The organism is Streptomyces yamdrokensis, assembly GCF_053890455.1.
Map to the genome: position 1 here is coordinate 5768856 of NZ_CM132679.1, position 21373 is coordinate 5790228.

Below are 21373 nucleotides of genomic sequence, written 5' to 3' on the forward strand. Positions count from 1 at the left end.
TCGTCACAGAGACCGCCGGAGAGCAGACGGCTGCCGGTGGTGTGGGCGAGACTTGGCCCGTGGCACCCACTGAAGAGACCGGGCAGGCAGCCCAGCACCCCTCCGCGCCAGGCACGCCGCCGCCCCCCGGCCTTCCGGCGGGCGACGCGGCTTTGACGCCGGACTCCCGCATGCCGCGCTGGCTGCCGCGCGCCATGGTGCTCGCGCTCACGCTGATCGCCCTGTTCCAGCTGGGCAGCTGGGCCTTCCACGAGCTCACCGGTCTGCTGATCAACATTCTCATCGCGTTCTTCCTGGCGCTCGCCGTCGAACCCGCGGTGAGCTGGATGGCCGCGCGCGGGGTGCGCCGGGGGCTGGGCACCTTCCTGGTCTTCCTGGGCGTGCTGATCGCGGCGGCGGGTTTCGTCACACTGCTCGGATCCATGCTGGCGGGGCAGATCATAAAGATCGTCGAGGACTTCCCGGAGTACCTCGACTCCGTCATCAACTGGATCAACACGCACTTCCACACCGAGCTGCGGCGGGTGGACATCCAGGAGGGACTGCTCCGCTCCGACTGGCTGCGCAACTACGTGCAGAACAGCGCCACCGGTGTCCTGGACGTCTCCACGCAGGTCCTCGGGGGCCTCTTCCAGCTGCTGACCATCGGGCTGTTCTCGTTCTACTTCGCCGCCGACGGCCCGCGGCTGCGCCGCACCATCTGCTCCGTACTGCCGCCCGCGCGGCAGGCCGAGGTACTGCGCGCGTGGGAGATCGCCGTGAACAAGACCGGCGGCTACCTGTACTCGCGCGGGCTGATGGCACTGGTCTCCGGTACGGCCCACTACGTGCTGCTGGAGATTCTCGAGGTGCCCTACGCGCCCGTGCTCGCCGTGTGGGTGGGCCTGGTGTCGCAGTTCATCCCCACCATCGGCACGTACCTCGCGGGCGCCCTGCCCATGCTGATCGCCTTCGCGGTCGACCCCTGGTACGCGCTGTGGTTGCTGATCTTCGTGGTGATCTACCAGCAGTTCGAGAACTACGTGCTGCAGCCCAAGCTGACCTCGAAAACCGTCGACATCCACCCGGCGGTCGCCTTCGGCTCGGTCGTCATGGGCACGGCCCTGCTCGGCGCCGTCGGCGCGCTGATCGCCATTCCCGCGGTCGCCACCCTCCAGGCGTTCATGGGCGCCTACGTGAAGCGCTACGACGTCACCGACGACCCCCGCGTGCACGGCCACCGCGGGGCGGCCCCCGGCGGGGGCGGTTCCGCGGAGCGGCGGACCCTCCTCGTCCGCGCCCGGCACCTCTGGGACCGCCGACCGGCCTCGGCGCGCCTGGGGGCCGAGGACTCCTGAACGTCGCGGACCCCGGGAGCGGCTCCGGCCGGCGGTGTGGACCGTCGGCCGGAGCCGTTGCCGGAGAGTTGACGACTCGTGAGGGTGCCGGGTGGCGCGCTTGACACGAAAATCGAACATCTATTCTTATGGGTGTGCCGGTGAAGCCCGAAGGTGGGCGATTTGATCCGGTTGGGCCCGGAATGGGATCCGGTTGTCCACAGGCTGGAGGTGCGTCGGGGCGCGTTGTCAGTGGCAGGCGCTAGCGTCATTGACGTGAAGCGATCGACTCAAGCAAATCGGGTGGAACCCATGGCAGGAACCGACCGCGAGAAGGCGCTCGACGCCGCACTCGCACAAATTGAACGGCAATTCGGCAAGGGCGCGGTCATGCGCATGGGTGACCGGTCGAAGGAGCCCATCGAGGTCATCCCGACCGGGTCGACCGCGCTCGACGTGGCCCTCGGCGTCGGCGGCCTGCCGCGCGGCCGCGTCATCGAGGTCTACGGCCCCGAGTCCTCGGGCAAGACGACCCTGACCCTGCACGCGGTGGCGAACGCGCAGAAGGCCGGCGGCCAGGTCGCGTTCGTGGACGCGGAGCACGCTCTCGACCCCGAGTACGCGCAGAAGCTCGGCGTCGACATCGACAACCTGATCCTGTCCCAGCCGGACAACGGCGAGCAGGCGCTGGAGATCGTGGACATGCTGGTCCGCTCCGGAGCCCTCGACCTCATCGTGATCGACTCCGTCGCGGCGCTCGTGCCGCGCGCGGAGATCGAGGGTGAGATGGGCGACAGCCACGTGGGTCTGCAGGCGCGTCTGATGAGCCAGGCGCTGCGGAAGATCACCAGCGCGCTCAACCAGTCCAAGACCACCGCGATCTTCATCAACCAGCTCCGCGAGAAGATCGGCGTGATGTTCGGTTCGCCGGAGACCACGACCGGTGGCCGGGCACTGAAGTTCTATGCCTCGGTGCGTCTGGACATCCGCCGGATCGAGACGCTGAAGGACGGCACGGACGCGGTCGGCAACCGCACCCGTGTCAAGGTGGTCAAGAACAAGGTGGCGCCGCCCTTCAAGCAGGCCGAGTTCGACATCCTCTACGGCCACGGCATCAGCCGCGAGGGCGGCCTGATCGACATGGGAGTGGAGCACGGCTTCGTCCGCAAGGCCGGCGCCTGGTACACGTACGAGGGCGACCAGCTCGGCCAGGGCAAGGAGAACTCCCGCAACTTCCTCAAGGACAACCCCGACCTCGCCAACGAGATCGAGAAGAAGATCCTGAAGAAGCTGGGCGTCGGCGTGCAGCCCGAGGAGCCGGCCGAGGAGAAGAGCGCGGACGCCGCCGGCACCGCCGCTCCGGCCGAGGCGGCCGCGACTCCGGCTCTGGCCTCGGCTTCAGCGGCCAAGACCACCAAGTCCAAGGCCGCCGCGGCCAAGAGCTGACCCGTGACCAGACGAACCGACTGGGCCGACTACGAGTTCGCCGCTTCCGGCGCCCCACGGGGGGCGGGCGCCGGGAGCGGCGACGATCCGGCCGCGCGCGGTGACGAGGCACACGGGGACGCCGGCGGTGGGGAGGACGGCTTCTTCGACGACCTCTCCGGTGAGGACGCGGGTGGGACCCGGCGCCGGGGCGGCGCCGGGTCGCGTCGCGCAGAGGGCTCACGGGGGAGCGGCTCGCGTGACGGCGGGCCGCGTGGTGGGCCGCGCGGTGGGCGCGGACGCCGCCGGGCTTTCGGCGAGGCGGCCGCGGCGGACGGGGACGACTCCTCCTCACCGAGGGCCGAGCGGGATGAATCTGCGGGGGACCCGGTCGAGCGGGCGCGGGCGATCTGTCTGCGCCTGCTCACCGGAACCCCGCGCACCAGGAAACAGCTCGCCGACGCCCTGCGTAAACGGGAGATCCCGGAGGAGGCCGCAGAGGAGGTGCTGTCCCGGTTCGAAGAGGTCGGACTGATCGACGACAGCGCTTTCGCGGACGCCTGGGTCGAGTCCCGGCACCGGGGCCGGGGCCTGGCACGGCGCGCCCTCGCCCAGGAGCTGCGGACCAAGGGCGTCGACTCCACGCTGATCGACTCGGCCGTCTCCCAGCTCGACTCCGAACAGGAAGAGGCCACCGCGCGCGAGCTCGTCGCCCGCAAGCTGCGCTCCACCCGCGGACTCGACCGCGACAAGCGGATCCGCCGCCTCGCGGGCATGCTCGCCCGCAAGGGCTACCCCGAGGGCCTCGCCCTGCGCGTGGTCCGGCAGGCGTTGCAGGAGGAGGGCGAGGACACGGAATTCCTGGAGGACGGCGGGTACTGAGAGCCCGTGCCCACGTCCGTACCGGCAACCCCGCCGCTCGCCAGGCATGGAAGCCGCCGATCAGGTCGGTGGCCCGGTGGAGCCCCAGCCGGTGCAGGAACTCCGCGGCCAGGCTGGAGGCGTAGCCCCCGTCGCAGATCACGACGACGCGCAGGTCGTGCCGGGACACGCGGGCCGCGATGCGACGCCGGATCATCCGCGCCGCACGATCCGTGACAGCACTCCCACTCGGTCCCCGCGCCGGATCCCGGCGCGGCGAAACCTCAGCGCGACCCGGCGCCGGTGCCGGCGTTGGCCTCTGCTCCCGTCCGGGCTCCTGCTTCCGCCTCTGACCCGGTGTCCGTCCCGGTGGCTCCCGCCGCCGTCCCCGCCTCCGCCGAAGCCGGTCCGCCGACCGCCGCCTCGGCCGCCGTGTACAGGGACTCGGGACGGACCCCGCCCAGCGCCGTGACCAGGTGCCCGTCGGGGCGTACCAGCAGCACGGTGTGGGCCGCCGCCCCCGGATAGCTCTCCGCGACCAGCAGCTCGGCCGGGTGCGGGAGCGACGCCACCGCCGACGCGAGCCGGGGCATGATCCCGGCGGACACCCAGTGCCTGCGCTCCCACACCCCGGTGCCCGGCGCGATCAGCACCACCAGCAGCGCCCCCCACCCCAGCCGGTCCCGCAGCCGGACGAAGGTGCCGTCCTCCGCCGTGACCCGCACATCGGTGACCGGCGCCCCGACCGGCGTGTCCACGGGGACCTCGCCCTCGAGGAGCGGGGGCGTCAGGGGCGAGTCGGCGTGCACGCCCGGCGCGCCCAGCGTCCCCTGCCCCAGATGCCCCTCCACCAGGAGCGTGTCATGACCGCGGGCGGCGCCGGGCATGTAGGAACGCAGGCCGCCGCCGCCCCGTACCAGCGGCAACGCCTGGTCGGCGGCGCGCAGCCGGGCGGCGACGATCGCCCGCCGCTCCGTCTGGTAGCTGTCCAGCAGCGCTTCGTGCGGACCGTGGTGCCAGGCCAGGGCCAGCTTCCAGGCGAGGTTGTCCGCGTCGCGGAGCCCTTCGTCGAGCCCGTGCGTGCCCAGGGTGCCGAGCAGATGCGCGGCGTCCCCGGCGAGGAACACACGGCCGGACCGCCAGCGCCGGGCGAGCCGGTGGTGGACGGTGTGGACCCCGGTGTCGAGCAGCTCGTACGGAGGTGTCGGGCCTTCGGCCCAGCCGGCCAGGGTCTCGCGGACCCGGGCGAGGAGCAGCTCGGGGGTGACCAGTTCCTTGCCCGGTGGCATCAGCCAGTCCAGCCGCCACACGCCGTCCGGCAGCGGGCGCGCGCTGATCTCCCCGGCGAAGGGACCGGAGGTGCGCCACGAGGGCATCCGGTGCAGCAAGGCTTCCTGGGGCCAGGGAAGTTCCGTACGCAGCGCGGCCACGGCGTGACGTTCCACCGCCGTGCGGCCGGGGAAACGGATGTCCTGGAGCTTGCGCACGGTGGAGCGGGGGCCGTCGCAGCCGACCAGATAGCTGCCGCGCCACCAGGTGCCCCTGGTGCCGCGGGTGTGCGCGGTGACGCCGGAGGGCTCCTGTTCCAGGGAGTCCAGACGGCTGTCCACGACGACCTCGACGAGCCGCTCGCCGGCGAGAGCCGCGCGCAGGGCGCCGGTCAGGACGTGCTGGGCGATGTGCACAGGTCCGGGCTCGGCGTCGTCGAAGGCGATCTCGTGTGTCACCTGCTTGCGCCGCATCGACCGCCATCCGGCCCAGGGCGAACCGGCGTGGGTGAGCGGCGCACCGGTCAGTCGTTCCACGAGTTCCGTGGTGTCCTCGCGCAGCACCACGGAGCGCGCGGGACGCGGTTCGTCCGTGCCCGGTCCCTCGTCGAGGACCACGCACGGCACCTCCTGACGCGCCAGCGCCAGGGCGAGCGTGAGCCCCACGGGCCCCGCTCCGACGATGATCACCGGGTCCACGGCGCGACGCCCCCTGCTCGAAGTGACGTCCGGAGGGACGAGGAGGAACAGGAAGATGGAGCAGGGTGCACGATCACAGAACGTATGCAACCTATTGCCGGTGCTTGCGTCAAGTGACCGAAGGCCGGTGGCGATCATGAAGTGGGGCGGGGCTCGTCACATCACTTGACTGCTCATCACATGGGGCCGGTCCGTACCGCTCGTTCGCACCGGTGGCGCGGACCGGCCCCCGACACGACTGTGGCCCGCCGGGCAACGGCGGGCCACAGTCATGATGTACGGCAGGCGCACGGCGGGGCGTGCGTCAGGCGATGCCGCCCCCGCCCGCCTTGTGGGTGCCCCCGACCTCGGCCGCGTTGAGGTCCTCGACGTCGTCGGCGCCGAGGACCGCGCCCGTGCCGCGCTTGCTGCGGCGCAGCCGTGCCTCCAGCCAGGAGGCGAAGGAGGTGAGGAGGAAGTTCAGGAGGATGAAGATGACCGCCACGACGATGAAGCTCGGGATGACGTTGGCGTAGTTGGCCGCGAGCGTGCCGCGCGCGTTCAGCAGCTCGGTGAAGCCGAGCAGCACGCCACCCAGCGCGGTGTCCTTCACGATGACGACGAGCTGGCTGACGATGGCCGGCAGCATCGCGGTGACAGCCTGCGGCAGCAGGATGTTCTTCATCGTCTGGCCCTTGCGCAGTCCGATGGCGTAACCCGCCTCGGACTGACCCTTGGGGAGAGAGAGGATGCCTGCCCGGACGATCTCGGCGAGCACCGAGGCGTTGTAGAGCACCAGACCGGTGACGACCGCGTACAGCGGGCGGTCGGCGCTGGAGATGTCCGTGGAGCGGACGTAGACCTCGTTGGCGAACAGCATCAGCAGCAGCACCGGGATGGCCCGGAAGAACTCGACCACGACGCCGGCGGGAACCCGTACCCAGCGGTGGTCTGAGAGGCGGGCGATGCCGAGGACCGCGCCCAGGGGAAGGGCGATGATCATGGCGAGCGCGGCGGCCTTGAGGGTGTTGCCCAGGCCGGGCAGCAGATACGTCGTCCAGGCCGGGGACTCGGTGAACGGCTTCCACAGGGCCCACTCCAGCTGGCCCTTGTCGTTCATCGTCCGGTAGACCCACCACAGGACGAGGGCCAGGACGGCGACGAACACGACCGAGAAGATGACATTGCGCCGCTTGGCCCGGGGGCCGGGGGCGTCGTACAGAACGGAGGTCACCGCTTCACCGCCAGTCGCTTGCTCAGCCAGCCGAGGAACAGGCCGGTGGGCAGGGTCAGTACCACGAATCCGAAGGCGAAGACCGCGCCGATGAGCAGCGTCTGCGCCTCGTTCTCGATCATTTCCTTCATCAGCAGAGCGGCCTCCGCCACACCGATCGCGGCCGCCACCGTCGTGTTCTTGGTCAGCGCGATCAGCACGTTCGCGAGCGGCCCGATGACCGAGCGGAACGCCTGCGGCAGCACGATCAGGCCGAGGACCTGCGAGAAGTTCAGGCCGATGGCGCGGGCCGCCTCGGCCTGCCCGACGGGCACGGTGTTGATGCCGGAGCGCAGTGCCTCACAGACGAAGGCCGCGGTGTAGGCGGCCAGACCGAGCACCGCGAGACGGAAGGCCTGGAGGTCGAAGTCCTCGGGCGCGCCCATGGTCATGCGGAAGATGTCGGCGAGGCCGAGCGAGGTGAAGACGATGATGACCGTCAGGGGGATGTTCCGGACGATGTTCACGTAGGCGGTGCCGAACCCTCGCATCAGCGGGACGGGGCTGACCCGCATCGCCGCGAGCAGGGTGCCCCAGACCAGGGCGCCGACGCCCGAGAACACGGTGAGCTGCACCGTCATCCAGAAGGCGCCCAACAAGGTTGGATCGTCATAGTCAGAAATGAAGTCGAACACGATCTCCCGCGCTTCCGGGTGTGTGGCGTACGTGGCGGACGCGGCGCGCCGCCGTCCTGATCGCGACGGACGGCGGCGCGCCTCAGAAACCCCGCGTTACTACTGGACGGCCAGGGGGCCTACTGAACGATGTCGCCGATCTTCGGCGCCGGCTCGTTCTTGTACTCGGCCGGACCGAAGTTCGCCTCGACCGCCTCGTCCCAGGCCTTGTCGCCGACCATCTTCTCCAGCGCGTCGTTGATCTTGTTCACGGTCTCGGTGTCGCCCTTCTTGACGCCGATGCCGTAGTTCTCGTTGCTCAGGTTCAGACCGGCGAGCTTGAACTGGCCCTTGTACTGCTCCTGCGAGGCGAAGCCGGCGAGGATCGAGTCGTCGGTGGTCACCGCGTCGACGGCGCCGCTCTGCAGGCCGGCGATGCACTCCGAGTAGGTGCCGTACTCCCTCAGCTGCGCCTTCGGGGCGAACTCCTTGCTGACGTTCTGTGCCGAGGTCGAGCCGGTCACGGAACACAGCTTCTTGTCGTTCAGGTCCGTGGCGTCGGTGATGTCCGAGTCCGCCTTCACCAGCAGGTCCTGGTGGGCCAGCAGGTACGGGCCGGCGAAGTCGACCTTCTCCTCGCGCTCGTCTGTGATGGAGTAGGTCGCCGCGATGAACTTCACGTCCCCGCGCGCGAGGGCGTTCTCGCGGTCGGCGCTCTTGGTCTCGACCCACTCGATCTGGTCGGCCTCGTAGCCGAGCTCCTTGGCGACATAGGTCGCCACGTCCACGTCGAAGCCGGTGAAGGAGCCGTCCGGCGTCTTCAGGCCGAGACCGGGCTGGTCGTACTTGATGCCGACCTTGATCTTTTCGCCGCCCCCGGAGGCGGAGGACGAACCGCTGTCGCCGCTGTCCTCGCCGCCGCACGCGGTGGCGGTCAGGGCGAGGGCGAATACGGCGGCCGAGGCGGCGGTGACCTTGCGGAGCTTCATGGTGCACATCCTTTTGACTGGTGAGGTGATGCGGCCCGTTTCAGGGGTGGGGCGATGCGGCCCCGGCCATCCGGTGACGCACGTCGTCCGAGCGCCGGGCGCAGGACGTCAGTGGTGCAGGATCTTCGACAGGAAGTCCTTGGCACGGTCGCTGCGCGGGTTGCTGAAGAACTGGTCCGGCGTCGCCTGTTCGACGATGCGGCCGTCCGCCATGAACACCACGCGGTTGGCGGCCGAGCGGGCGAATCCCATCTCGTGGGTCACGACGATCATGGTCATGCCGTCGCGGGCGAGCTGCTGCATGACCTCCAGGACCTCGTTGATCATCTCCGGGTCGAGCGCCGACGTCGGCTCGTCGAAGAGCATGACCTTGGGCTCCATCGCCAGGGCCCGCGCGATGGCGACGCGCTGCTGCTGGCCGCCGGAGAGCTGCGCGGGATACTTGTCGGCCTGCGAGCTCACGCCGACCCGGTCGAGCAGGGCACGGGCCCGCTCCTCGGCGGCCTTCTTGTCCTTCTTGCGGACCTTGACCTGGCCCAGCGTCACGTTCTCGAGCACGGTCTTGTGCGCGAAGAGGTTGAAGGACTGGAAGACCATCCCCACGTCGGCCCGCAACCGGGCGAGCTCCTTGCCCTCGTTCGGCAGGGGCTTGTCGTCGATCGTGATCGACCCGTCGTCGATCGTCTCCAGCCGGTTGATGGCGCGGCACAGGGTGGACTTACCGGACCCGGAGGGCCCGATGACGACGACGACTTCGCCGCGGGCGATCGTCAGGTCGATGTCCTGGAGTACGTGCAACGCGCCAAAATGCTTGTTGACGCTCTTCAGGACGACCAGATCGCCGGTCGCGGCCACATCTTCCTTGGCCACCGATACTTCGGTCATCGCTCTCAGGCTCCGTCCTCCTCGGTTTGGGAGGACATTAGTAATCCTTCAGACGTGCGTCATCACATCTGAGGGGAATCTGAGCATCACGATCCGGTAGCAATAGGACACGTGTCGTAGCACTTGTGAGCAGGGCTCATTCCGGCCGGGTAACGGTACCGAAGAGCAACCGGAACCCTCTTGACGCCGCCCCCGTTCATCGGCGTCACTGCAGGGTGCGCACGCGCGTGCACCCGTTTTTCTACACACTCGAATCGTACGGCCGATGAACCGAAGGGGGACCGGATGAGACTGCTTCTCGTCGAGGACGACAACCACGTCGCCGCCGCCCTGTCGGCCGTCCTGGCGCGGCACGGCTTCGACGTCACCCATGCGCGCAACGGCGAGGAGGCTCTCCAGGCGCTCGTCCCCGACCCCGACCGTTTCGGTGTCGTCCTCCTCGACCTGGGCCTGCCCGACCAGGACGGCTACGAGGTGTGCGGCAAGATCCGCAAACGCACCGGCACCCCGGTGATCATGGTCACCGCCCGCGCCGACGTGCGCTCCCGCATCCACGGCCTCAACCTCGGCGCCGACGACTACGTGGTCAAGCCCTACGACACCGGCGAACTGCTCGCCCGGATCCACGCCGTCAGCCGGCGCACCGTCCAGGAGGACGTCCCCGGCAGCGGCGAGGGGGAGCTGCGGATCGGCTCCGTGCGCATCGAGCTGCCGACCCGGCAGGTCAGCGTGAACGGTGCGGTCGTCCCGCTGACCCGCAAGGAGTTCGATCTGCTGGCCCTGCTCGCCCAGCGCCCCGGGGTCGTCTTCCGCCGCGAGCAGATCATCAGCGAGGTGTGGCGGACCAGCTGGGAGGGAACCGGGCGCACTCTGGAGGTGCACGTCGCCTCCCTGCGCTCCAAGCTGCGCATGCCGGCCCTGATCGAGACCGTGCGCGGGGTCGGCTACCGGCTCGTCGAGCCCGCGGCCTAGGGCGGGCCTGACCGGGTGCACACACGTCTGCTGCCGCTGCTCATCGTCCTGATGGCGGCCGTCCTGCTCGCCCTCGGCGTCCCGCTCGCGGTCAGCCTGGCGGGCGCGCAGCAGCAGCAGGTCATCGTCGACCGGATCGACGACACCGCGCGCTTCGCGGCCCTCGCCCAGTTCGTCACCGAACCCGCCGCCCCCGCCACCGGAGACGTCAACGAGCGCCGGGAGGCCCTCAGCAGCGAGCTCCACAGCTACTACGAGGTGTACGGCATCCGGGCCGGCGTCTTCCACCGCAACGACGTCCCGATGGCGCACGCCCCGGACGACTGGTACCTGCCCGGCACGGGGGAGGTGCGCGACGCCTTCCAGGAGTCGCTGCTCAGCCGCCGCAGCCACGATCCCGAGCAGGTGTGGCCCTGGGAGCGGCGCAGCCTCGTGGTGGCCTCGCCGGTCATCCGGGACGGCGACGTCGTCGCCGTCGTCGTCACCGACTCGCCCACCGGGCAGATGCGGTCCCGCATCCTGCGGGGCTGGCTGTTCATCGCGGCGGGCGAGGCGGCCGCGATGCTGCTGGCCGTCGGCGCGGCCCTGCGGCTGGCCGGCTGGGTGCTCAAGCCCGTACGGGTCCTGGACGCCACCACCCACGACATCGCCACCGGGCGGCTGAAGTCCAGGGTCGCGGTGGCCGGCGGACCGCCGGAGCTGAGGAGGCTCGCCCGGTCGTTCAACGAGATGGCGGACAACGTCGAAAGCGTGCTGGAGCAGCAGCGTGCCTTCGTCGCCGACGCCTCGCACCAGCTGCGCAACCCGCTCTCGGCGCTGCTGCTGCGCATCGAACTCCTCGCCCTTGAGCTGCCCGAGGGCAACGCGGAGATCGCCTCGGTCCAGGCCGAGGGCAGGCGTCTGGCACAGGTCCTGGACGACCTGCTCGACCTGGCGCTGGCCGAGCACCTCGAGGCCCAGCTCCAGATCACCGACATCGGCGCCCTGGCCGCCGAACGCGTGGCGGCGTGGTCGCCCACCGCCGAGGCCAAGGGCGTCCTGCTGACCGGGGACTGCCCGCCGACCACGGCATGGGCCGACCCGGTCGCCCTGTCCAGCGCGCTGGACGCGGTCATCGACAACGCGGTGAAGTTCACGCCCGAGGACCGGACCGTCGAGGTGGCCGTCGCCTCCAACGGGGGCACCTCCACCGTCGTCGTCATCGACCAGGGCCCCGGTCTGACCGACGAGGAGCTGGCCCGCGTCGGCGACCGCTTCTGGCGCAGCTCCCGGCACCAGAACATCAAGGGCTCCGGCCTCGGACTGTCCATCTCCCGCGCCCTGCTCACCGCGGGCGGCGGCTCGATCGCGTACGACCGGAACGAGCCGCACGGGCTGAGAGTGACGGTGACGGTGCCCAGGAGCGCCCCCACGGGTGGAACGACGGTTCAGGGCTTGACGGACCGGTAGTACCGGCGCGCGCCGTCGTGCAGCCGGAGCGGATCGGTGTAGATCGCGGTGCGTACGTCGACGAGCTGGGCGGAGTGCACATGTGCCCCGATGTTGTCCCGGCTCTTGAGCACGATCCGGGTCAGCCACTCGGTGAGCCGTGGGTCCATGTCCGCCCGTGTGATCAGCAGATTGGACACGGCCATCGTCGGGATGGTCGAGCCGTGCTGGCTGCCGGGGTAGGCGGACTCCGGCATGTTGGTGGCACGGTAGTAGCGCGTGGCGCCACCCTGCTCGTGCAGCTCGGCGACCAGATCGGCCGTGATCGGCACGAACCGGAGGCCTGCGTCCTCGGACAGCGTACGCAGGCCGTCGGTGGGCAGCCCGCCCGACCAGAAGAACGCGTCGAGTCCCTTCCCGAGCCGCCCGGGGCCCGAGTCGATGCCGTCCGCGGAGGGTCTGATGTCCTTCTCCGGGTCGATGCCGGCCGCTCTGAGCACCCGGTTGGCGATGAGCCGCACACCCGACTTGGGCGGCCCTATGGCGACCCTCTTGCCCCGCAGGTCGGCGACGGAGCGGACGTCCGAGCCGGGCGGGACCACGAGCTGCACGTAGTCGTCGTAGAGACGGGCGACCCCGCGCAGTTCACCGGCTCCCGGCCGGCCGTCCAGCTTGTACGTCTCCACCGCGTCGGCGGCGGCGATCGCGAAGTCCGCCTGCCCGGTCGCCACCCGCCGCACGTTCTCCTGCGAACCGTCGCTCGTCCTCAGCCGCACCTCGAGGTCGGGCATGTGCGCGCCGAGCGACGTGTGCAGAAGCTCCCCGTACTTCTGGTAGACCCCCGCGTGCGTTCCCGTACTCAGCGTGACCGACCCGCGCGGCGGATCCTCGCTCCAGGGCGTCAGCCACCACAGCAGCAGCCCGAGCGCCACGAGGCCGGCGACCGCGCCCCGCAGGACCCGGCGCCTGCCGATACGGGACAGCGCGATGGACATGTGTGCGATCCTGCCAGCCCGTGCGCTCTTCTGACCAGGCCGGGAGAGCGCCGGAGATGGTCGCGGCAGGCTCTGGAGTCCCGTCATGAGTGCTTCGCCCGCCGACCTCGTACGTGAGTTCCACCGTGCCTTCGGGCTGGACGAGCGTGAGACACCGACCGAGGTCCCGCCGGAACTCGCCGCCCACCGCGGTGAACTGCTCGCCGAGGAGGCCGCCGAGGCCGCCGAGGTGGCGGTGCACGGCCCCTCGACCGGCTCGTGCACGAACTCGCCGACGTCGCCCACGTCGCCTACGGCACGGCGCTCGTTCACGGCATCGACCTCGACGCGGTGATCTCCGAGATCCACCGCGCCGACATGAGCAAGCGCGGCCCCGGCGGCGAGATCGCCCGCCGCTTCGACGGCAGGGTCCTCAAGGGGAGCACCACGAGGCACCGGACGTGTCCCGGGTGCTGCGCCGGCAGGGGTGGAGAGCGGGTGCGGAGTCCCGGGCGGCCGACTGAGCGGAGCCCTGCCGAGTGGAGCCCCTGGCCGGCGCCCCGGGCGGAGGCCGGTCGTGGGCGGAGTCCCGGGGGTGTCGTGTCGACCGCCTACCCTGTAGGGCATGAGCAGCATCGACCGGAGCCAGTCAGTGGGCGGTACACGCACCTATGAAGTACGCACCTACGGGTGCCAGATGAACGTCCACGACTCCGAGCGATTGTCCGGGCTGCTGGAGGACGCGGGTTACGTCCGCGCCCCCGGGGACGCCGACGGCGACGCCGACGTCGTCGTGTTCAACACCTGCGCCGTGCGCGAGAACGCCGACAACAAGCTCTACGGCAACCTCGGCCACCTCGCCCCCAGGAAGGCACAGCGCCCCGGCATGCAGATCGCGGTCGGCGGCTGTCTCGCGCAGAAGGACCGCGACACCATCGTGAAGCGCGCCCCCTGGGTGGACGTCGTCTTCGGCACGCACAACATCGGCAAGCTGCCTGTCCTCCTGGAGCGCGCCCGCGTCCGGGAGGAGGCGCAGGTCGAGATCGCCGAGTCCCTGGAGGCCTTCCCGTCCACGCTGCCGACCCGCCGCGAGAGCGCCTACGCGGCCTGGGTGTCCATCTCCGTCGGCTGCAACAACACCTGCACCTTCTGCATCGTCCCCGCGCTGCGCGGCAAGGAGAAGGACCGGCGCCCCGGCGACGTCCTCGCCGAGATCGAGGCCCTGGTCGCCGAGGGAGTCTCGGAGATCACCCTGCTCGGCCAGAACGTCAACGCGTACGGCTCCGACATCGGTGACCGGGAGGCGTTCAGCAAGCTGCTGCGGGCCTGCGGGAAGGTCGAGGGCCTGGAGCGCGTCCGCTTCACCTCCCCGCACCCGCGCGACTTCACCGACGACGTCATCGCCGCCATGGCCGAGACGCCCAACGTGATGCCGCAGCTCCACATGCCGCTCCAGTCCGGCTCGGACACGGTCCTCAAGGCGATGCGCCGCTCGTACCGGCAGGAGCGCTACCTCGGCATCATCGAGAAGGTCCGCGCCGCCATCCCGCACGCGGCGATCAGCACCGACATCATCGTGGGCTTCCCCGGCGAGACCGAGGAGGACTTCGAGCAGACCCTGCACGTCGTGCGCGAAGCCCGCTTCGCCCAGGCCTTCACCTTCCAGTACTCCAAGCGTCCGGGCACCCCGGCCGCCGACATGGACGGCCAGATCCCCAAGAAGGTCGTCCAGGAGCGCTACGAGCGGCTCGTCGCCCTCCAGGAGGAGATCTCCTGGGAGGAGAACAAGAAGCAGGTCGGCCGCACCCTGGAGCTGATGGTCGCCGAGGGCGAGGGTCGCAAGGACGGCGCCACCCACCGTCTCTCCGGCCGTGCCCCGGACAGCCGCCTGGTGCACTTCACCAAGCCGGAGCAGGACGTCCGTCCCGGCGACGTCGTCACCGTCGAGATCACGTACGCGGCGCCCCACCACCTCCTCGCCGAGGGCCCGGCCCCCGACGTGCGCCGCACACGCGCGGGCGACGCCTGGGAGAGGCGCAACGCGCAGAAGGCGGCGCAGCCCACGGGCGTGATGCTCGGCCTGCCGAAGATCGGCGCCCCCGAGCCGCTCCCCGCCGTGGCGAGCGGCTGCGGCTGCGACTGAGACCGGCCTGCCGACGAGTCACGGGCATGCGGTGTCCCGGCTGAGCAGGCTGCGGCGGTGGACGTGGCGGCGGGGCGGCCCGCGAGGGTTACGCTGCCGATCATGATGGTCGCCGCCGCAGTCTGTCCCTGTCCGCCGCTGCTCGTGCCCGAGGTCGCCACAGGCGCCGCCCCCGAGCTGGACGCCGCGCGGGCCGCGTGCTCGGACGCGGTCGGTGTGCTCGCCGCCGCCCGGCCCGACCTCCTGGTGGTCGTCGGTCCGGCGCCGGACGGCGTGGAAGCCGAGCGTTACCCGGAGGGCAGCACGGGGTCCTTCCGCGGCTTCGGGTCCGGTCTCGGCGTACGGCTCGGAGCGGACCGCGACACGGCGACCGGCCGTGAGCTGCCCGCCGCACTCGCGGTGGGCGCCTGGTTGCTGGAGGGGACAGGGTGGGCGGGCGCACCCGTCGAAGGACTCGGAGTGGGGGAGTCCCTCGCGGCCGAGCGGTGCCTCGACGAGGGACGGGACATCGCCACCCGCGCGGAGCGGGTCGCGCTGCTGGTCATGGGTGACGGCAGCGCCTGCCGCACGCTCAAGGCGCCGGGCTACCTCGACGAGCGGGCGGCGCCCTTCGACGCGGAGGCCGCGCGGGCACTGGGAGCGGCCGACACGGCGGCCCTACGGGCGCTGGGCAGCGACCTGGCACACGTACTCAAGGCGTCCGGCCGGGCACCCTGGCAGGTCCTGGCGGGCGCGGCCGAAGCCGGGGAACCCGTCCTTCGGGGCACACTGCTGTACGAGGACGCTCCGTACGGGGTGGGCTACATCGTGGCCACCTGGTCCTGACAGCCGGCTTCGCCGGATGCCGGACCCTGCGCGGGGCGGCCTGGAACGGCCGTCCGGAACGACCGTCGGCCGGGAACGCCCGATGCCCGTCGGTGCTCCCGGCCGTGTGCCGGTGCGTCACTCAGTGAGCGGGCGGCGGCCCCGCCGGGGGAGTGGTGTCACCCGCGCCCGGGCCGGGGTCGTTCTTGTGGGCGAGCCGGTCCATGGCGTCCTTGGCCTTGCCGGTGCCCTTCTGGATCCTGTCGCTGTACTTGCCCTTGGTCCGCTCGTCGGCGGTCTTCGCGGCCTTGTCCAGCCCGTGCTGGATCCTGCCCTCGTGCTGCTGCGCGAGGTCCGAGACCTTGTCCTTGGCAGGCCCCAGCCTGGCCTTCATGTTGTCCAGGAGACCCATGGTCCACCTTTCCTCGCGGTGCGGTTCATGTGCACTCGTGCCATACGGGGTATGTGCGGGATCCATGTGAGCTCATATGCGAAAACGCCCATACCCACTCCATACGGTACCCGCGCGGATACGGTCCCGCCCTGCCGCGTGGTGCTCCGGTGGCCGAAATCCGATCATGGGAGAGGGGCGCCGTCCGGCGCGACACGCAACTCGATGGAGGGTCGGCCGTGAGGTTTGCGAGACTGGACCGGTGAGCAGCGCACCCCCCGCCCCCCGGGTCATCGCCGTCGTCGGCCCCACCGCAGCCGGAAAGTCCGATCTGGGCGTATTCCTGGCCCGAGAGCTCGGTGGTGAGGTCGTCAACGCCGACTCCATGCAGCTCTACCGGGGAATGGACATCGGCACCGCCAAACTGACGCCCGAGGAGCGCGGGGGAGTCCCCCACCACCTCCTGGACATCTGGGACGTGACCGTCACCGCGTCCGTCGCCGAGTACCAGCGCCTCGCCCGGGAGCGGATCGACGCGCTGCTCGCCGCGGGACGCTGGCCCGTCCTGGTCGGGGGCTCCGGCCTCTACGTCCGCGGAGCCGTCGATCATCTCGAGTTCCCGGGCACCGACCCCGACGTGCGGTCACGCCTGGAGGGCGAGCTCACCCTGCGCGGATCCGGCGCGCTGCACGCACGCCTCGCCGCCGCCGACCCCGAGGCCGCGCGGGCCATTCTGCCGAGCAACGGCCGCCGTATCGTCCGGGCGCTCGAAGTGATCGAGATCACCGGCCTGCCCTTCACGGCCAACCTCCCCGGCCACGACTCGGTTTACGACACCCTCCAGATCGGTGTCGACGTGGCCCGCCCCGAGCTGGACGAGAGGATCGCCGGCCGGGTCGACCGGATGTGGGACGCGGGTCTCGTGGACGAAGTGCGCGCACTGGAGGCGCAGGGGTTGCGCGAGGGGCGTACGGCCTCGCGTGCGCTCGGCTACCAGCAGGTGCTCGCCGCGCTCACCGGAGAGTGCACCCTAAAGGACGCGCGGGTCGAGACCGTCCGTGCCACCAAACGCTTCGCGCGCCGTCAGGATTCATGGTTCAGGCGCGACCCGCGCGTGCATTGGTTGAGTGGGGCCGCGGCGGACCTGACGGAACTTCCGCAGCTCGCGCTGTCGCTGGTCGAACGACCGGTTACAGCCTGATCACGTCATGGCATCGGGACGCCCAGGCCGTCATCCGGGCCTCCGGCGCCGTGCCATCATCGAGCTTCGATCGACCAGTGAAGTCCAAGTTGGGAGGGCGCGTGGCGATGGAGGCCGGCCCTCGCGACACCGCACACGGCACCGAACACCTCACCACCGAGCGGGGTGCACCGGAGCAGGACCCTGACCGTCTCAGCCCTGACGGGCCGGACGAGACACAGGGTCAGGTGACCGACGACGGTCCCGAGCCGGACGAGATGTTCGCGGGCGGCGACGAGGTCGAGGTCGAGCTGCGTCCGCAGCGTCGGCTGCGCATCTGGCAGCTCGCGCCCATCGTCGGCCTGGCCGCGGTCGGTTCCCTGATGTTCGCGTTCCCGCTCGCCTTCGACTTCGGCGACAGCGGCGCCGTGATCGCCATGCTGGGCCTGCTGATCTGCTCCTGCGCGGCCGGCTGGGGCATGATGGCCGCCCGCAGGGTGGGGTACACCTGGCCCGGCCTGCCGGCCCGGAGCTCCGGTCGCAGACCCGACTGGCGGGTCGTGGCCGCCTACGCCGTGCTGGTCGCCGCGGTGGTGGCCCTGGCCGTCTGGCGGGTCGCCCGCCTCCGCTGAGGCCCGCCGCCCCTCCGCCGGCCCCTCTCACGCGGACCCCCGCGCAGAGCGGTGGCCGGGACGCGGTGCCGCGGTCACCCCGTACGATCGAAAGATGAGTACGCGGATCGCCTTCCTCAAGGGACACGGCACCGAGAACGACTTCGTGATCGTCCCGGACCCCGAGAACGCCGTCGACCTGCCCCCCGCCTCCGTCGCGGCCCTCTGCGACCGACGCGCGGGCATCGGTGGTGACGGACTGCTGCACGTGGTGCGGTCCGCGGCACACCCCGAGGCGCGGCACATGGCGGCCGAGGCCGAGTGGTTCATGGACTACCGCAACGGCGACGGTTCGGTCGCCGAGATGTGCGGCAACGGCGTGCGTGTGTTCGCGCGCTACCTCCAGCGTGCGGGACATGTGGCCGAGGGCGACATCGCGGTCGCCACGCGCGGGGGCGTGAAAGCGGTGCACATCGCCAAGACCCCGTCCGGCAGCGGCTCCGCCGCGGGTGACATCACCGTCGGCATGGGCCGGGCGCTGCTGCCCGACGACGGTGTCACCGTGAGCGTCGGCGGGCGCGGCTGGCCCGCGCGGAACGTGAACATGGGCAACCCGCACGCCGTGGCCTTCGTGGACGACCTCGACCACGCCGGCGACCTGTCCACCGCGCCCCCGTTCAGCCCGGCCTCGGTCTATCCGGACGGCGTCAACGTCGAGTTCGTGGTCGACCGCGGCCCGCGACACGTGGCGCTGCGCGTCCACGAGCGGGGCGCCGGCGAGACCCGCTCGTGCGGCACGGGCGCCTGCGCGGCCGCCGTGGCCGCGGCCCGCCGGGACGGCGCCGACCCGCGGAGCACCGGAACCCCGGTGACGTACACGGTGGACGTGCCCGGCGGCACCCTGGTGATCACGGAACGGCCCGACGGGGAGATCGAGATGACCGGGCCGGCGGTGATCGTCGCCGAGGGGGTGATCGAGAGCGAGTGGCTGGAGAACCTGCCCCGCTGAACCCTGTACCGGCTCGGTATCCAAGAGCCGCGCGGTCCGGCCGCCCGCATGGGTGGGGTGCGGGGCCCGGCCGGGCTTCGGGAGCACGGCACGCCGCCGACCCCGTGGCGTGAAATCGCCGCTGTGACGGTCTTCGCTCGATGGGGTGATCCGTTTCACGCTCCGCGAGAGGCGGTCGGTCGCGCATGCTGGGCTCGGTAGCATCAAGCACCGGCCCGGACGGGGGACGAACACCGTCTCCTCAGCCCGAGTCCGCCCTGGGCACACGTCCGCCGGTCAACGCAGCCGGAGGTGCCCATTGAATGCGGAGGCCGCGAAACCTGCGACCCCAGGTCCTGTGACACCGGGGTCCGTGACCTCAGGTCATGTCACGCCCACAGGGACACGCAGGAAGGCCCGCTCCCGGCTCGACCTGCGCCGGCTGGGCCGCGCCGCCCTCCTCGGCCCCACCTCCCGCGACCGGCTTCCCGACGCCATCGGCCATGTCGTCGACGCCCACCGCGCCCACCATCCCGACGCCGATCTGGATCCCCTGCGCCGCGCCTACCTCCTGGCCGAGTCCTCGCACCGGGGACAGATGCGCAAGAGCGGCGAGCCGTACATCACCCACCCGCTCGCCGTGACCCTCATCCTCGCCGAACTCGGTGCCGAGACCACCACCTTGACCGCCTCCCTGCTCCACGACACCGTCGAGGACACGGATGTGACGCTCGAGCAGGTACGCGAGCAGTTCGGCGAGGAGGTGTGCTACCTCGTCGACGGCGTCACCAAGCTGGAGAAGGTCGACTACGGTGCCGCGGCCGAGCCCGAGACCTTCCGCAAGATGCTCGTCGCCACCGGAAACGACGTCCGCGTGATGTCGATCAAACTCGCCGACCGGCTGCACAACATGCGCACCCTCGGGGTGATGCGCCCCGAGAAGCAGGAACGCATCGCCAAGGTGACCCGGGACGTCCTCATCCCGCTCGCCGAACGGCTCGGCGTCCAGGCGCTCAAGACGGAACTCGAGGACCTGGTCTTCGCGATCCTGCGTCCCGAGGAGAACGAACACACGCGTGAGCTGATCCTCCGCAACGCCTCCCGCGCGAACGACCCGCTCGCCGAGGTCGCCGACGAGGTGCGCAAGGTGCTGCGCGAGGCGGACCTCGCCGCCGAGGTCCTCATCCGTCCCCGTCACTTCGTCTCCGTGCACCGCGTGTCCCGCAAACGCGGCCGGCTCCGCGGTGCAGACTTCGGCCGCGTGCTGGTGCTGGTGAACGAGGACGCCGACTGCTACGGCGTCCTGGGCGAGCTGCACACCTGCATGACGCCCGTCGTCTCGGAGTTCAAGGACTTCATCGCCGTACCCAAGTTCAACCTGTACCAGTCGCTGCACACCGCCGTCGCGCGCGACGACGGCCAGGTCGTCGAAGTCCTCATCCGCACGCACCAGATGCACAAGGTCGCCGAGGCCGGTGTCGTCGCTCTCGGCAACCCCTACGCCGCCCCGGCCGAGGAACAGTCGACGAGCGACGGCGAACGCGTCGACCCGACCCGGCCCGGCTGGCTCTCCCGGCTCCTCGAGTGGCAGCGCGGCGCGCCCGACCCCGACACGTTCTGGTCCACGCTGCGCGAGGACCTCGCCCAGGACCGCGAGATCACCGTGTTCCGCCCCGACGGCGGCACGATCGGCCTGCCCGAGGGCGCGACCTGTGTGGACGCCGCGTACGCGCAGTACGGCGAGGACGCGCACGCGTGCATCGGCGCCCGGGTCAACGGCCGTCTGGCGACGCTGAGCACCGTGCTGAGGGACGGGGACACCGTCCAGCTCCTGATGGGCCAGGACCCCGCGTCCGAGCCCTCCAGGGAATGGCTGGAGCACGCCCACACCCCGGCCGCCCGGATCGCCATTCAGCGATGGCTGACCGCTCACCCCGCCGATCCCGCCGGTCCGGCCGGGGACGACCGCGCCGGGTCCGAGGCGGCACAGCATGCTCTCCGCCCTGCCACGGGCGAGCCCGCGGCGGGGCACGCTCTCGAGGCGGCGCCCGGTTCCCCCGGCAGTGCCCAGGTCCTGGCCGACCGGCCCGGCGCGACGGTACGGCTCGCCGGCTGCTGTACGCCCGTGCCGCCCGACGAGGTGACCGGCTTCGCCGTGCGCGGGGGAGCGGTCACGGTGCACCGCGTCGAGTGCGCCGCCGTGGCCGGTATGAAGGGCGCGGGGCGCGCGGAGGTCGGCGTGCGCTGGGGGGAGGGCGCCGAGTGCCGGGTCACCCTGGTCGCCGAATCGTTCGTCCGCCCCCATCTGCTCGCCGACCTCACCGAGGCCATGGCGGTGGAAGGCGCCGAGATCGTCTCCGCGACCGTCGAGCCACCGACCCACCAGCAGGTGCGGCACACCTACACCGTGCAGCTGCCGGACGCCGCCCACCTGCCCACCCTCATGCGCGCGATGCGCAAGGTGGCGGGCGTGTACGACGTGAGCCGGGCCAAACCGCAGACCCAGGGCACCTGACCGCGGGCCGCGCCGGGCGCCGCGGGCGCCGCCCGGCCGGACACCCTGTCGGCGGCCT

The 21373-nt window shown here is 71.1% G+C and carries 18 protein-coding genes and 2 pseudogenes; 12 read left to right on the plus strand and 8 right to left on the minus strand.

The window, feature by feature from the left end; translation table 11 throughout:
- Positions 1-59: 59 nt before the first annotated feature.
- The 3 genes from ACWZEH_RS25665 (at position 60) to recX (ending at position 3623) form a co-directional block, all read left to right on the plus strand.
- Positions 60-1337, plus strand: a complete 1278-nt coding sequence (locus tag ACWZEH_RS25665; protein ID WP_456193451.1) for an AI-2E family transporter — start codon at positions 60-62, stop codon at positions 1335-1337.
- A 291-nt stretch (positions 1338-1628) separates the two neighbouring features.
- Positions 1629-2762 (plus strand): recombinase RecA, encoded by a 1134-nt coding sequence (recA, locus tag ACWZEH_RS25670; RefSeq protein WP_456193452.1) that lies wholly within the window; start codon positions 1629-1631, stop codon positions 2760-2762.
- A gap of 3 nt (positions 2763-2765) precedes the next feature.
- The gene (recX, locus tag ACWZEH_RS25675) at positions 2766-3623 is read left to right on the plus strand and encodes a recombination regulator RecX (RefSeq protein ID WP_456193453.1); all 858 of its coding nucleotides are present in this window, start codon (positions 2766-2768) and stop codon (positions 3621-3623) included.
- Between the two features lie 19 nt (positions 3624-3642).
- Here the strand turns inward: recX and ACWZEH_RS25680 are convergent.
- The 6 genes and pseudogenes from ACWZEH_RS25680 to ACWZEH_RS25705 form a co-directional block, all read right to left on the minus strand.
- Positions 3643-3783 (minus strand): annotated as a pseudogene (locus ACWZEH_RS25680) (rhodanese-like domain-containing protein); the annotation flags it as partial.
- 103 nt (positions 3784-3886) lie between these two features.
- Positions 3887-5569 carry an FAD-dependent monooxygenase gene (locus tag ACWZEH_RS25685; protein ID WP_456193454.1) on the minus strand — a complete coding sequence of 561 codons (1683 nt, stop codon included), beginning with the start codon at positions 5567-5569 and terminating at the stop codon, positions 3887-3889.
- A gap of 304 nt (positions 5570-5873) precedes the next feature.
- On the minus strand, positions 5874-6782 hold the full coding sequence (locus ACWZEH_RS25690; RefSeq protein ID WP_456193455.1) for an amino acid ABC transporter permease: 909 nt from the start codon (positions 6780-6782) through the stop codon (positions 5874-5876).
- Positions 6779-7456: an amino acid ABC transporter permease gene (locus ACWZEH_RS25695; RefSeq protein ID WP_456193456.1), complete on the minus strand. Its 678-nt coding sequence runs from the start codon at positions 7454-7456 to the stop codon at positions 6779-6781. The genes ACWZEH_RS25690 and ACWZEH_RS25695 overlap by 4 nt, the downstream gene beginning before the upstream one ends.
- A 119-nt stretch (positions 7457-7575) precedes the next feature.
- Positions 7576-8424, minus strand: a complete 849-nt coding sequence (locus tag ACWZEH_RS25700; RefSeq protein ID WP_456193457.1) for a glutamate ABC transporter substrate-binding protein — start codon at positions 8422-8424, stop codon at positions 7576-7578.
- A 108-nt stretch (positions 8425-8532) separates the two neighbouring features.
- Positions 8533-9309: an amino acid ABC transporter ATP-binding protein gene (locus tag ACWZEH_RS25705; RefSeq protein WP_456193458.1), complete on the minus strand. Its 777-nt coding sequence runs from the start codon at positions 9307-9309 to the stop codon at positions 8533-8535.
- A gap of 285 nt (positions 9310-9594) precedes the next feature.
- Between ACWZEH_RS25705 and ACWZEH_RS25710 the strand changes: the two genes are divergently transcribed.
- Together ACWZEH_RS25710 and ACWZEH_RS25715 are read left to right on the plus strand one after the other, a co-directional pair.
- Positions 9595-10281 carry a response regulator transcription factor gene (locus tag ACWZEH_RS25710; protein WP_456193459.1) on the plus strand — a complete coding sequence of 229 codons (687 nt, stop codon included), beginning with the start codon at positions 9595-9597 and terminating at the stop codon, positions 10279-10281.
- 15 nt (positions 10282-10296) lie between these two features.
- A complete protein-coding gene (locus ACWZEH_RS25715; RefSeq protein ID WP_456193460.1) occupies positions 10297-11730 on the plus strand; it encodes a sensor histidine kinase in 1434 nt (477 codons plus the stop codon).
- On the opposite strand, the gene ACWZEH_RS25720 is transcribed toward ACWZEH_RS25715, so the two are convergent.
- On the minus strand, positions 11709-12704 hold the full coding sequence (locus ACWZEH_RS25720; protein WP_456193461.1) for a TAXI family TRAP transporter solute-binding subunit: 996 nt from the start codon (positions 12702-12704) through the stop codon (positions 11709-11711). The genes ACWZEH_RS25715 and ACWZEH_RS25720 overlap by 22 nt on opposite strands.
- Before the next feature lie 85 nt (positions 12705-12789).
- Between ACWZEH_RS25720 and ACWZEH_RS25725 the strand changes: the two are divergent.
- The 3 genes and pseudogenes from ACWZEH_RS25725 (at position 12790) to ACWZEH_RS25735 (ending at position 15651) form a co-directional block, all read left to right on the plus strand.
- Positions 12790-13207 (plus strand): annotated as a pseudogene (locus tag ACWZEH_RS25725) (pyrophosphohydrolase domain-containing protein).
- Between the two features lie 101 nt (positions 13208-13308).
- Positions 13309-14826 carry a tRNA (N6-isopentenyl adenosine(37)-C2)-methylthiotransferase MiaB gene (miaB, locus tag ACWZEH_RS25730; protein ID WP_456193462.1) on the plus strand — a complete coding sequence of 506 codons (1518 nt, stop codon included), beginning with the start codon at positions 13309-13311 and terminating at the stop codon, positions 14824-14826.
- A 102-nt stretch (positions 14827-14928) separates the two neighbouring features.
- A complete protein-coding gene (locus ACWZEH_RS25735; protein WP_456193463.1) occupies positions 14929-15651 on the plus strand; it encodes a class III extradiol dioxygenase subunit B-like domain-containing protein in 723 nt (240 codons plus the stop codon).
- Between the two features lie 121 nt (positions 15652-15772).
- Here the strand turns inward: ACWZEH_RS25735 and ACWZEH_RS25740 are convergent, their stop codons facing one another.
- Positions 15773-16042: an antitoxin gene (locus ACWZEH_RS25740; RefSeq protein ID WP_456193464.1), complete on the minus strand. Its 270-nt coding sequence runs from the start codon at positions 16040-16042 to the stop codon at positions 15773-15775.
- A gap of 241 nt (positions 16043-16283) precedes the next feature.
- Between ACWZEH_RS25740 and miaA the strand changes: the two genes are divergently transcribed.
- From miaA to ACWZEH_RS25760, 4 genes are all read left to right on the plus strand, one after another.
- Entirely contained in the window at positions 16284-17222 is a 939-nt protein-coding gene (gene miaA, locus ACWZEH_RS25745; protein WP_456193465.1) for a tRNA (adenosine(37)-N6)-dimethylallyltransferase MiaA, read from the plus strand.
- Between the two features lie 107 nt (positions 17223-17329).
- Positions 17330-17833, plus strand: a complete 504-nt coding sequence (locus ACWZEH_RS25750; RefSeq protein WP_456199828.1) for a hypothetical protein — start codon at positions 17330-17332, stop codon at positions 17831-17833.
- Positions 17834-17927: 94 nt separating this feature from the next.
- Positions 17928-18821, plus strand: coding sequence for a diaminopimelate epimerase (dapF, locus tag ACWZEH_RS25755; RefSeq protein ID WP_456193466.1), 894 nt, complete (start codon positions 17928-17930; stop codon positions 18819-18821).
- 298 nt (positions 18822-19119) lie between these two features.
- On the plus strand, positions 19120-21315 hold the full coding sequence (locus ACWZEH_RS25760) for a RelA/SpoT family protein (protein WP_456193467.1): 2196 nt from the start codon (positions 19120-19122) through the stop codon (positions 21313-21315).
- Positions 21316-21373 lie beyond the last annotated feature (58 nt).